This is a genomic window from Ruegeria sp. CDSB114 (assembly GCF_059611025.1).
Window position 1 is genome coordinate 111,948 of the sequence record NZ_JBXWOT010000009.1, and the last position, 12,496, is coordinate 124,443.

Below are 12,496 nucleotides of genomic sequence, written 5' to 3' on the forward strand. Positions count from 1 at the left end.
TCCTCCGATATGTTAATTCGGGCTGTTGGTGACTTAGTCCAAACCCAATACGCGACGGACGCGGCTCAGCTCGCGGTCATGAACAGTCAGGGCATCCAGAAACAGAGAGACCGCAACCCGGTTATCCGCAGAATAATGCCCGCCCAGAACATGCTCCAGCGCAGCCGGGCAGTGGTCATAGGCACCCGCGATATTGTCGACGCTCAGCGCGCGCATCCCAGTACGCAGAACCTTGTCGCAATAGGCAGCAAAGCTGGCGTTCAGGTCGTTGATCACGATCCGCTCGGTTTTAGGTGAGGTCGACGGCTTGTACGGCTCGTAAAGTGGCACCCAGCTTTCGGCGCGCCCCAGATGGGTCGAGGTGGGCGGATAGCCATTGGCGGTCATGAACATCGTACAGCCAAAACACGAGGCCAGCTTGGTGGTACAGTCACCAACCGTAATTTCATAAGGCGTGCAATGCGGGCCCAGATGATAGGCCTTATAGATCGCCTGGATCATACCGTGGGTATAGCCCTTAACGCCTTCGTCCCCGCTTTCATCGACGAAATTCATACCCTGATCAAAGCGCATGATATTGGTGATCTGGTCTGACCGGTTTGTCGCCCCGTGATCGGGTTCCCCTTCCTTTGGAGCATCCTGCGCCAGATCGCCGCCAATGATGCCCCAACCAACGCAGTCATGTTCATGGGTATCGCGACGAACGCGCGGGTTCCACAGGGCAGAATCCTCGGGCGGCAACCACCGAGGGTACCATCCCTCGAAAATATTGTCGTCATGATCGCCCGCATCCAGATCAGGGATATGGAACCGCGCGCTTGGCATCGGACCGACCGGATCGGTGTCGCCTTCGACATTTCCGTTATCGACAAACCCGGTATAGGCCCCCAGCCCGATATACTGATAAGCGGGGTCGCGATCCCTTTGCTTGATCTCATCATATAGCACCTGCCCCTTGTCACTGAGGTGGTGTTCGGGGTGGCGGATATCGCCCTCGGTCGGAGGCTCATGCCCGGCCAAACCATAAACCCCAACGATCACAGCGCCGGTTTTATGATCGACGGCCGTCCCTGCCCTGACCGAATGGCCCTGCATGTCGATTTCCAAAGCGGCCAGCTGTCCGATTTTCTGGGCGGCTTGCTGAAGCTGATCCCATTCGCGGGACCATTTGTCGGGCCTGGGCATCTCGTCAGAAGGTTCCATTGAAAACTGCACATCGACATTGGCGCGGATCTGTTCGATCGAATGACCTACGATGGCGGCGGCAACAATATAGTCCGCCTCAAGCTTGGGGTCAGCACCGCCGTTGGTCAGGATTCCGGATGTACGTCTGTAAGCCATCAATTCACTCCTCCAAAGTTTCGCCCGCTTGGGGCGTCATGAATATTGAATGTCGTAACCAACAAAATTGATTGGATCGGATTTCGGACCCGGCGTGCCGCCGAACATGGCGACGCGCATTGCCTGGATCTGGTGCAGATCAAAACTGGCCACACCCGGACCTATTTCCCGGCGGTCGATCCGAAAACCCTGCCGCGTTGTCATATCGGCCGCAAAGTTCAGCCGGTCCGGAGCCCTGACGACACATTTTCCCTGTAAAGGCAGGCGGGCTTCGGTCAGGGGATAGCCACAGCGCACGACCTGCACCTTGTGCAACCGATGCCCTTTTGGAACCGTGATGGTCAGGTCAATCCCGTCGCCTTTGCGCCGGGGTTCGATCGTTGCCTCGCCACAGACAACTTTGCGATCCACCAGAACATCGGGCGAGATATTGCCCTCGCGGGTGACGAACCTGACCGACAGGGTCAGGTCAATCTGAAAGCTTCGGTACCAGCGATACGGGCATTGCAGAACAACCTGCCAGGTTAACGGCCTGATGTGCTGGTCGTGATCCAAACAGTCCCAGAACAGGCCAACCCTGCGCACATTGGGGTTTAATGATCGGTTCTCAAATACGAGTTGGGTTGTCATCGCGCCACCCTGACGAATCTGTGTTATGAACTCGACGGCGGCGGCGACAGCCTCATGATAAAACCAAGCTGTTGAAACCCCGGCTCCAGGCCGGATTTCAGACGCAACCTCAAGAACTTTCCATCCGGCTCGCCACTGATTTTGACGTGGCCGACCACTGTGAAATCTGTTTTGCCCTTATCGCCCTTGGACGTTGACGCCTTGGTATCACTGCTGGACTTGGGTTTGGCCGGTTTGGGAACTTCAACCCAGCCATCACTGACCGCAAGAGCCTGAATTTTGGATGAAACCCCGTCCTTGGAATATGTGAAATCCGTGAAGGTGACGGCCACGTCCTCAAATTTCCCGGCATCGTCCACCTTGTACTGGACCGAAATCTGAAGCCCGTTATAGGGGGGCTTGTTGCGCCCGGTCTTATGGAAATCACCAGATTGCCAAACCTGTTTGATGGGCTTCAAACTGTCTTTCTTGTCCGCGTCATCCTTGGGTTTCGAATCCGGCTTTTTGGGATTCGCGGGCTTTACCGGCGTCGGGGTATCAGCGGCAGCCTTCTGATCGCTGTCTTCGTCGCCCTCAGACCGTTTGCGTTTTAGGGCGATTGTTGTGTCGGCAGTTTTGGTCATGACACACCTCCTCTTTCCATAGCTCCGTCAAGCGGTGTGCATCCTGCGGCGCGTGACTCGCCGCAGGGCGCGTTTACGCATTGATGTTTGCCAGCTGGAAATCGAAGGGGGTTGAGTTTTTGCCAGGCCCGCCGCCCGACATCACGATATCAGCGCTTTGGATGCCGAACAGATTGATCTCGGTGTTGATCTGACTGATGATCGCCGAGTCCATGACCTGGCCCTCTTCGATCTGCGACACCACGCCGATATAGATTGTCGGGTGGAACTGAAAGACGCCCTTCTGCCCCGGCGCAAGGTTGGTCTTGGCGGCCAGAAGTTTGCCTTCGCGATAGATATTCGCGTTGATCGATCCCATGGTCAGATTGTTGCGCAGCTCGACCTCATTCGGCGACGTTGCCGGGGTTTTGGCCAGGCGCAAGATATCCCCGCTGGTGTCTTTGACCATTTCATAGGCCTGACCGTCATAGGCCGTCATCTGCGGCGTATAGTTCCCATAGCTGTCCGAGGCCGAAACCTGAAACTTCAGCGGGTATTTGAAGGGGTGATAATCCAGACGCCCCAGGTTTTTGATGACTTTCCACGCGATAGCGAGTTCGCCGAAATCTTCGGCCACGTTTTGCTGGAAAATAACGATCGATGAATTATTGGCATCATCCGAGTGATTGACCAATCTGAGTTGAATATTTTCGGTAACCAATTTCAGATTCCTTCCATTAGCGGTTCTTGTCGAGAACGACGAAATCGTGAATCAATGCTAGCTGAGAACTCTGTAATTCGATCTTTGCAGGAATCATCATTTCCTTTGATCTTTGCACTGTTAGACCCCTGCCCGCGGTAACCGGTGCACATTTTGGCCAGCCTCGCGCGCGCAGGAGCATGCTCATCCAGGACGTGTTTTGGGTGAGGCTTAATTCATCGAATTGCGATAGCGCCGATACTCCGACGGCGAGACGTCGAATTCCCGTTTGAACGCGGTCGAAAAGTTATTCGCATCCTCGTAGCCAACCTTGAAGGCGATGTCCTGAATGCTGTGCTGCCCCTCAAGAACCAGGGCCGCTGCATAGTTCAACCTGTAGCGCCGAAACCAAGCCATGGGGCCAACACCGAACTCTTCCTTGAACCGCTTGGACAAGGTGTTCCGGTTTGACCCGACCACTTGCGCCAAGGCGTCAATGCCGCCGGCAAATTCGGGCTCGGTAGAAAGGAAATTACAAGCAGCATTGACCAACGTATCTTTTGAAAAGTACTCGGCAGAGACATCCTGTTTCATCAATGCTTGCGCCGCACTGAATCTGTGCTGGATTTCGCTGGTGACAAATGGATAGGCAATATAGTCGCTGTATCCTTGCGAATATACTTCGGCACGTGCCGTCGACAAACCCAGGTTGATCAGTGCAAAACTGTGCTGGCGCTTATGCGACCCGGCAGGTTTTGGGGCATTGGCCGGCACAAAACGCTTCAGGCACTGACGTACAACGATTGCTTTTTCATGGTAAGAAATGCCTGTGCTTTCTGCATCGTTCGACACGCGGTATCCCATAGACCTTTCAACTATGCTGCGAAATTCGGACAAAAGGCGCGGTGTAAACTCCAAGCAGATCACTCGGTCACGATCATAAGGACTATGCATAAAATTCCCCATCCAAAAAACTTCTGAAAATTTTGTAGGGCGCCACGCAGAGTGCGACCTCTGCTGATCTGAAAAATCAACTTGAGTCGCTGAGCCGCCACCACAACTTTTGATTGAGTACAAAAGGCCTGGGAACTTCTGTTAACTTATTCACATATTGCATTATTAGACCAATCCAATACGGCATTAACCATAAATGAATGGCAAATTGCCAAGGGTTCTCCTTGCCAGTCAGACCAAGCTATGCCTTCTTCTGCCAACGCAATGGGAGACATGGCAGATGAGCGAAGCGGTCAATCTGACACTGGATGAAATACGAAACCTAAGCCTGAACATCCTGTCCGGATCCGGATACGGGCCGGACCATGCAGCGGCCATCGCGGATATGCTGGTCACCTGTCAGATTGATGATTGCCAGTCGCACGGCCTGTTCCGACTGTTCATGTGCAATGACACCATGAAGGCAGGCAAGATTGACGGAAATGTCTCGCCAGCCATTACCCAATCGGATAACGCCATCGTTCGGGTCGATGCTCGCGGAGGTATGTCCCTGCTGGCATTTCATGAGGCACTTCCAATTCTGATCGAGAAAACCCGAACCCATGGTATTGCAGCCATGGCCATCAATCGCTGTTTTCATTTCTCTGCCCTCTGGCCCGAAGTGGAGCGGCTATCTGCTGCCGGCCTTGCGGCGATGGCGATGGTACCAAGCCATTCCTGGGTTGCCCCTGCCGGCGGCACCCGCGGTTCATTGGGCACCAACCCGCTGGCCTTCAGCTGGCCGCGACAGGGCAAGGATCCCTTCACCTTTGACTTCGCAACAAGCGCCTTTGCCCGTGGCGAAATCGAACTCTATCGCCGCGCAGGCAAGCCCCTGCCCGATGGCGTAGCAATCGATAAGGACGGCAACCCAACCAACGATCCGCAGGCTGCGATGGAGGGTGCGATGTTGACCTTCGGCAGCTACAAGGGTTCGGCGCTGTCCATTATGATCGAACTCTTGGCCGGTCCGCTGATCGACGACCTGACCAGCCTGGAAAGCATGGAGTTTGCCGGCAACTCAGGCGGCGCCCCCTATCATGGTGAAATCCTTCTGGCCTTCGATCCGGGGCATTTCAGCGGTGGCCGCATAGACCCGAACGATGCAAGGGCAGAACGCCTGTTCGCTGACATCACCGATCAGGGCGCGCGCCTGCCATCCCAACGCCGGTTTGCCGCCCGGGCCCGTAACACGGAACGCGGATATGTAGAGATTGCCAAAACCCTCTATGACGATCTGCAAGAGTTGGCCCAACAGATTTAGCCCCCTTCCCCTCAGCAAAGCAGCTGGCTAAGAAGTCTCTCCGAACGACTGTCAGGAGGCCCCATTGGACCGCATCGCCCGCACCATCGCCACCGAGATCAACGCCCGACCCGATCAGGTAGGGGCCGCAGTAAAATTGTTGGACGAAGGCGCGACTGTGCCCTTTGTTGCGCGCTACCGCAAAGAAGCGACAGGCGGTTTGGACGATACCCAGCTGCGCACCCTGTCAGAACGCCTGACCTATCTGCGCGAATTGGACGCCCGGCGCGCAACTATCCTGAATTCGATCAAGGATCAGGGCAAGCTGACAGACGATCTTGCAAAATCCATTGCGCTGGCTGACACCAAAGCACAGCTGGAAGACATCTACCTTCCCTACAAACCCAAGCGGCGCACCAAGGCAATGATCGCACGCGAGAACGGGTTGGAACCTCTGGCTGACGCAATTCTTGCAGACCGGTCTGTCGATCCCGATACCCTTGCCCAATCCTACCTGTCCGAGGCTGTTCCGACCAGCAAGGATGCCCTGAACGGTGCCCGCGACATTGTCACCGAACGACTAACCGAAAACGCCACCCTGTTAGGCGAACTGCGCAGCTTCATGCAGCGCGAGGCGCTGCTGACCTCGAAGGTGATTGATGGCAAACAACAGGATGGCGCGAAATTCAGTGACTATTTCGACCATTCCGAGCTGTGGGCCAAAACGCCGTCTCATCGGGCTTTGGCGATGCTTCGCGCGTCAAAAGAGGGCATCGTGACATTGGACATCGCGCCGGACCCCGAGACCGGCGCTGCTCGGGCGGAAGCGATCGTCGCATCACATCTGCTAACCCGCACGGATTCAACTGCCGATACTTGGTTACGCAAGGTGGCCGGTTGGACCTGGAGAGTAAAGCTCTCGCTGACGATGATGGTTGACCTGATGGCCGACCTCCGCAGCCGTGCCCAGGACGAGGCAATTTCTGTTTTCTCTCGCAATCTTAAAGACTTACTTTTCTCTGCGCCAGCTGGCGCCCGCCCAACCTTGGGGCTGGACCCTGGAATACGAACAGGTGTCAAAGCAGCGGTTGTCGATGCAACTGGCAAAGTGGTTGCAACTGAAACAATTTACCCGTTCCAACCCAAGAATGACCTTCGAGGCGCGCAGGCCACAATCCTGCGCCTGATCGCCCAGCACGGCATAGAGCTTGTTGCAATCGGCAACGGAACAGCCAGCCGCGAAACCGAAAAGCTGGTCGGCGACACGCTCGGAGATTTGCCCAAAACCGTCACTCCTCCCACCAAAGTCGTGGTCTCGGAAGCCGGAGCATCGGTCTATTCCGCATCCGAACTGGCCGCCCGAGAGTTCCCGGACCTGGATGTTTCCCTTAGGGGCGCAGTTTCAATCGCCCGTCGTTTACAGGACCCCTTGGCGGAACTGGTCAAGATCGAACCCAAATCCATCGGGGTCGGGCAATATCAGCACGATGTGGATCAATATAAGCTTTCGCAATCATTGGCATCTGTCATTGAAGACGTTGTGAACGCCGTTGGCGTTGATCTGAATACTGCTTCTGCCCCATTGCTGTCGCATGTGTCCGGGTTGGGCCCGGGGCTGGCAGAATCCATCGTGTTGCACCGCGACATGAATGGTGCCTTTCAATCTCGTTCAGAGTTGCTGAAGGTGGCGCGCCTTGGTCCCCGCGCGTTCGAACAATGCGCAGGCTTTTTGAGAATACGCGATGGGGCCGAGCCCCTTGATGCGTCTTCCGTGCACCCCGAGGCTTATTCCGTGGCCCGACGCGTTGTCGCCGCATGTGGGCGGGATATTCGGCAAATCCTGGGGAATGAAGGTGCCCTGAAAGGCCTGCGCGCCGAACAGTTTGTTAACGACAGTTTTGGCCTGCCCACGGTTCAGGACATATTCTCCGAGCTTGAAAAACCCGGTCGTGATCCCCGGCCACATTTCAAAACTGCCTCGTTCACTGATGGCGTGGAAGAGATCAGCGATTTGAAACCTGGAATGACCCTGGAGGGCACAGTTACCAATGTCGCGGCATTCGGCGCTTTTGTTGATATCGGTGTTCATCAGGACGGGTTGGTGCATATCAGCCAACTGGCAGATCGGTTTGTCAAAGATCCCCATGATGTCGTCAAAACCGGCCAGGTAGTTAAGGTACGGGTCGTCGAGGTGGATGCGCCGCGAAAACGCATCGGTCTGACGATGCGCAAGGATGGTGGCATTGAAACCCGGCAAAAGCGCGTTCAAAGCAGCGACCAAACGCGGCAAAGCCATACAAAACAAAAAGAATCACAACGCGCAAAAAACGGCAATAATGCGCAGCAGGGAGCACTTGCAGATGCACTGAAATCTGCGTTCAAAAAACAATAATCTGCTACAGGGTGTGCACCCCCCTACCCTTACCGCGATCAGTCGAAAGCGTCTGGCTCTAGCTCTTGCCAGAATTCGAAGATTGCGGTTGCATTCAGCCCCGAGCGCCACGCATGCGCTCGGAAATGCTCGCGGTCCAGGTCGTTGTCTAGACCGGCAAGAAACAGTCTTTTATCTGCGTCCCTCTGTGTCGGGTTTCGCCGCGAAACCAGCTCTTCTACGATCGAGAGTTTCCGCGCCCGCTCCTCCCGCTCGGCTACCCGTTCGGCATAGGCTTTGTCTTCAACCGCCACTTGGGCCTGCCTCGCCTGCGCTTCTACCAGTGCTTCGGGGCTGGGCTTCGCTGGCTGTTCCGGTTCAGGTGGCTGATAGTCATCGCGCAATGCGGCCGACAGATAGCCCAATGTGGATTTCACTCCGCCCTTTTGCCTTACGTAATCAAGTTTCTGCGCGACGTAGTCTTCACCATGTTCGGAAATCCACTGTCGGGCCAAACGGTCCGAGACCCCTTGATCACGTAGCTTCGTGTACACCTGCATATTCCGAGCACCGTCGCTGTCATCAATTTCGAACATCGCCTTTTGCGGGTTTCCCTTAATCCGAAAGCGAATATCAGTGACCGTCCGGCCTTTCTTTTGGAACTCGGGTTCGATCAGAATGTCCGAGCTTTTGTTCACCTCGGCAACCGCCGGCTTGATGATCTTAGCGTTGAGATGTTTAAAGCTGGTATAATAGTCGCTGCCATCTACACCCATGAGCTTTCGAAAAACGTCCAAGGCCCACCAACCTGTCGACCCGATGCGGACAAAGCGATAGCAGTTTTCATACAGTGCCAATCCGTGCCCAGAACAAAAGTTGCGCTGAATCTGAACGTTGATCAGCGCATAGATTTTGGGATCATACAGCTTCTGCGCCAGCGCCGGTGAGTAGGCATATTCACAAACACCATTCTTGAGCTTGGCAAAACTCAGCAGAGAGGAAACACCCCATTCCTGACGCCCCTGCTCATCCAACATGTCCCATTCAGCGACAGTCTCGGCCAGGGCGCGCAGGCTTGCACGCAAGGTATCAAAATCGTTCGAGTTATAGCCGACCATCATCGCCAGAGTTCGTGCATCGATGGTATGGGTCTGTGCAGATGTCAGCGCATCATAGGCATTGAGAAGCAGGACATTCGACAGCTTTCGCTGAAGCAATGTCAACTTACCGCTGATATGAATCGCGGCGACGTTCTTTTTCACCGTTTCCCTTCGCAAGGCTCCGGATAGGTGATCCATGTCTATTTGTGTTTCCGGCATGATTCTGCCTGACTGCTCTTTTTTGCATTTCTGCCATGAAAGGTACCTATCAATCAACTTCTATTAGGTGCCCAAATACAGGATCTGGCTCATCCCGAAAACGGGTACCCTAAACAGATATACCGAAACTTATCCCCAGACCCATCATCGCGAGCCCGTCATAAGAACGACTCAGACAGGATCGAACGTACTAGAAACGGCTTTGTAAGTGTCTAATAGCGTCGAAGATCCACGTTCCTGCGAATCGGTGCCCTTGTTCCTGTCGAATGGTTCTCTTGGTCCCGTATCTGGGCACCTTTGATCCCGGAATCGGATGCCCTTGGGACTGTAAATGGGTCCCTAAGGTGATCTAACTTGTTGTTATAATTATCATATTCTTAATCTAAATCTCTTAAAGACTCTATAAATAATAAACTCTTTGTTGGCGTGCTCTCTCATTTTTCTAGAGTTTCGTGGCGAAACCCAGCCTTGCGCGCAAAAACTGTGGAAAACTTCCGATCGCAGGATAGCTTTAGAAGATAATGTTCGCTACATTCCTAAATATACGCCGCTAAGGCGAACATCTTCTGAGGCAACGACAGTGAACAAATCAAACCAACCTCCGCTACCGCCATATCTGAATCTTGATCCCGCAACAGCGGCCGGGAAGTTACCTGATCCTATAGGAACCTCTCGATTCGCAAAAGCAGCGGCATTCTGCGCCAAAGGCCGTGAGGATCTTGCTCGCCGAGGTTATGCTCCTGATGGGGAAAAGCGGCTGCGTAGGTTTTCAATTTGGGAAATAACTAAGTACCTAATTCCGGTTGCACCTGCGCATCTCCGCCGTGTCCTCAAAGCACATCCTGATCTTCCTCAAGGCGAAGGAGAAGCCGGTTCAAAATGGTTCACTTTGGAAGAGGTCCTGACCTTGCGCCAGCATTTTGCGGCTGAAGGCGTCAGCACGAAGGAGTATCTTCCCTACCGGCCTGAAGGGCTTCCGGCAAAGGTTGTTTCCGTTGCAAATTTCAAAGGTGGTGTTGGAAAAACCTCGACCGCCGCCCATCTGGCCATGTCCGCCGCCTTGGACGGGTACAAAGTTCTGGTAATCGACCTCGACAGCCAAGGATCCATGACGTCGATCCTTGGCGGGTCCGTCGCAGATGAATGGCAAACTGTGTTCCCCTTGATCGCGAAGGACTATGCTCGGGCGGTGCAGGAGGAAAACCGCGTGCGCAATGCGGCGGGTCAACCTGAAATTCCATTGGATGAGACCTTGCAAGAGGCGCTTAAAACGACCCCTGGCGATGTAATTCAGAACACCCATTGGCCAAATATTGATCTGATAGGTGCGCAGTTGAACCTTTACTGGGCCGAGTTCCAGATCCCAGTGTGGAGGATGGGGTTGAGAAGTTGGCCTTTGTGGGACGGCCTGACCAATTTCCTCGAGGATGAAGGTATCCTCAACGATTATGACATCGTCTTTCTCGATACGCCTCCTGCACTTGGGTACCTTACGATCAATGCACTGGCCGCTGCGGATATCCTTCTGGTTCCGCTTGGAGCTTCGTTTTTGGAGTTTGATTCAACGGGTCGGTTCTTCGACATGCTCTATACTACCTTCGCCAGTATCGAGGATGGTGAAAACACGGCACAGCGTGCAGCTGGCTTGCCTGAGCTCAAGTTCGAATGGGATGTTGTACGCGCAATCATCACCCGGTTTGATGCCAGTCAGCAAACAGACATGGCGAACGTAATTCAGGCCTATTTCGGGGATTTCATGAATGCCTACCGGCAGGACTATACTGCTTTGGTCGGGCAGGCTGGTGAGCAGGTGAATGGGATCTACGAAGCCGACTACCGTGATTTTAACCGGGATACGTATGTTCGGGGTCGGGAAACGTTTGATCGGACTTACGCAGAATTCAAAGAAGTCCTGATCGGTTGCTGGTGGCGCGACGCTCAGATGGGAGGAGAGGCAGATGGCTAAACGCAGAAGACTGACCGCACCGGACACAACAGAGCTCGAACAGCTTGAAGCGGGTTTCGCCGCGAAACCGTCGATCAGCCCGTTTGAAGCAAGCTCGTCCGCACCTCCGATAGCTCAGGTTGCGGCTGAGGCCGCCACTTTGGGTGGCATGGCGTCCGTGACAGACAGGGTCGCTTTGGCCCAGGACCAAGGTGATGCAGCCCGTTGGCGCGATGCACAGACCGCCGGTTTGATTGCGGAAAAAATATCGCTGGATCAGATTGATCCGGATTTTATCCGCCGTGACCGGATGGTTGAAGACGAAGAAGCCATGGCGGAACTGTTGGAATCGCTGCGCGTTCACGGCTTGAGAACGCCAATCGAGGTGAGCCGGATCGGTGACAGTTTTGGCCTGATCTCGGGCTATCGGCGTCTGGAAGCCTTCAAACGGCTGTCCCAAAGTGATGCTCGGTTCACCGAGATTCCTGCATTTGTCCGTGAGGCTGGAACAGGGCAGGGCGCTTACGTCTCGATGGTGGAAGAGAATGAGCTGCGCTCTAACCTCAGCCCTTATGAACGCGGGCGCGTCGCGGTTCTTGCGGCGGGGCAGGGGGTTTTTGCTTCAACCGAGGCCGCTGTCGATGTGCTCTTTGCTGCAGCGTCCAAAGCCAAACGGTCCAAGGTCCGTAGCTTTGCTATGGTGCATGAAGCGTTGGGGGATTTGCTGCAGCATCCCGTGTCGTTGTCAGAAAAGGCCGGGCTCAAGCTTGCTTCGGCATTGCGGGACGGGGCACAAACCAGATTGCGTCAGGCATTGGCTGGCGCCGGCCCGTTGGATTCCAAATCCGAATGGGGTCTGCTTGAAGCTGCAATCAAGGGCGTGCCGGACGCGAAAAATGCTAAATCGCGCGGCGGGCGCCCGCAGCAGGTGCAACGCTTGACACCGGTTGCCCTTCCTACAGGTGGCACAATTCAGGCCGAGGTGACATCTGGGGAACTCCGCCTCAGGATACGCGGGCGGGAAATTTCAGTTGATGAGGCTCAAAAACTGATCGACCAGATTGGCAACCATCTGGGTTAGTCCTGTGGCGAGACCGGGATAGGTCGGTCTCGTCGCCAAACAAATCAAAGAGCTGACTGGATTGGTTCGCAGAGGCGAATTCTACTACTGTCAAGGTAATGATCAAAATGTGGAATAAATGATCATTATGAATTCAAGATCCTTTGGAGGTGCTCGCTAGAGGAATTTGGGTAAATGCTGATGTCGCTAAGTTAAACGGTTACATTGCAACGCCAAGAACAGCAGCTCTCGAACCCGCTTTGGTCACGGCTGATCACCGGTTTCATCTGCG

Annotated in this window: 10 protein-coding genes; 4 read left to right on the forward strand and 6 right to left on the reverse strand. The window is 54.6% G+C overall.

The features are described from left to right. Positions 1-33: 33 nt before the first annotated feature. The 5 genes from AC2FIP_RS17070 to AC2FIP_RS17090 all read right to left on the reverse strand — a co-directional run bounded on the left by AC2FIP_RS17070 (position 34) and on the right by AC2FIP_RS17090 (position 4,125). Positions 34-1,341: a hypothetical protein gene (locus AC2FIP_RS17070; RefSeq protein WP_496787383.1), complete on the reverse strand. Its 1,308-nt coding sequence runs from the start codon at positions 1,339-1,341 to the stop codon at positions 34-36. Between the two features lie 36 nt (positions 1,342-1,377). Beyond that, a complete protein-coding gene (locus AC2FIP_RS17075; RefSeq protein ID WP_496787385.1) occupies positions 1,378-1,971 on the reverse strand; it encodes a hypothetical protein in 594 nt (197 codons plus the stop codon). Positions 1,972-1,994: 23 nt separating this feature from the next. Then, positions 1,995-2,594, reverse strand: a complete 600-nt coding sequence (locus AC2FIP_RS17080) for a hypothetical protein (protein WP_496787387.1) — start codon at positions 2,592-2,594, stop codon at positions 1,995-1,997. A gap of 73 nt (positions 2,595-2,667) precedes the next feature. Next, complete coding sequence (locus tag AC2FIP_RS17085) at positions 2,668-3,294, reverse strand: hypothetical protein (protein WP_142640307.1); 627 nt, start codon at positions 3,292-3,294, stop codon at positions 2,668-2,670. Between the two features lie 210 nt (positions 3,295-3,504). Further along, complete coding sequence (locus tag AC2FIP_RS17090; RefSeq protein WP_282021703.1) at positions 3,505-4,125, reverse strand: helix-turn-helix transcriptional regulator; 621 nt, start codon at positions 4,123-4,125, stop codon at positions 3,505-3,507. A gap of 382 nt (positions 4,126-4,507) precedes the next feature. Between AC2FIP_RS17090 and AC2FIP_RS17095 the strand changes: the two genes are divergently transcribed. Then, positions 4,508-5,530, forward strand: coding sequence for an Ldh family oxidoreductase (locus AC2FIP_RS17095; RefSeq protein WP_282021704.1), 1,023 nt, complete (start codon positions 4,508-4,510; stop codon positions 5,528-5,530). 64 nt (positions 5,531-5,594) lie between these two features. Further along, on the forward strand, positions 5,595-7,901 hold the full coding sequence (locus AC2FIP_RS17100; RefSeq protein ID WP_496787390.1) for a Tex family protein: 2,307 nt from the start codon (positions 5,595-5,597) through the stop codon (positions 7,899-7,901). A gap of 38 nt (positions 7,902-7,939) precedes the next feature. Here the strand turns inward: AC2FIP_RS17100 and AC2FIP_RS17105 are convergent, their stop codons facing one another. Next, on the reverse strand, positions 7,940-9,199 hold the full coding sequence (locus AC2FIP_RS17105; RefSeq protein ID WP_496787392.1) for a replication initiation protein: 1,260 nt from the start codon (positions 9,197-9,199) through the stop codon (positions 7,940-7,942). A gap of 580 nt (positions 9,200-9,779) precedes the next feature. On the opposite strand from AC2FIP_RS17105, the gene AC2FIP_RS17110 reads away from it, so the two are divergent. Together AC2FIP_RS17110 and AC2FIP_RS17115 are read left to right on the forward strand one after the other, a co-directional pair. Then, positions 9,780-11,165 carry an AAA family ATPase gene (locus tag AC2FIP_RS17110; RefSeq protein WP_496691397.1) on the forward strand — a complete coding sequence of 462 codons (1,386 nt, stop codon included), beginning with the start codon at positions 9,780-9,782 and terminating at the stop codon, positions 11,163-11,165. Beyond that, complete coding sequence (locus AC2FIP_RS17115) at positions 11,158-12,225, forward strand: ParB/RepB/Spo0J family partition protein (protein WP_496787394.1); 1,068 nt, start codon at positions 11,158-11,160, stop codon at positions 12,223-12,225. Before AC2FIP_RS17110 ends, AC2FIP_RS17115 begins: the two co-directional genes overlap by 8 nt. Positions 12,226-12,496 lie beyond the last annotated feature (271 nt).

Bases quoted from the DNA above. Each gene is read 5' to 3' on its own strand.
- AC2FIP_RS17070 (WP_496787383.1), bottom strand. From the start codon at position 1,341: ATGGCTTACAGACGTACATCCGGAATCCTGACCAACGGCGGTGCTGAC.
- AC2FIP_RS17075 (WP_496787385.1), bottom strand. From the start codon at position 1,971: ATGACAACCCAACTCGTATTTGAGAACCGATCATTAAACCCCAATGTG.
- AC2FIP_RS17080 (WP_496787387.1), bottom strand. From the start codon at position 2,594: ATGACCAAAACTGCCGACACAACAATCGCCCTAAAACGCAAACGGTCT.
- AC2FIP_RS17095 (WP_282021704.1), top strand. From the start codon at position 4,508: ATGAGCGAAGCGGTCAATCTGACACTGGATGAAATACGAAACCTAAGC.
- AC2FIP_RS17105 (WP_496787392.1), bottom strand. From the start codon at position 9,199: ATGCCGGAAACACAAATAGACATGGATCACCTATCCGGAGCCTTGCGA.
- AC2FIP_RS17115 (WP_496787394.1), top strand. From the start codon at position 11,158: ATGGCTAAACGCAGAAGACTGACCGCACCGGACACAACAGAGCTCGAA.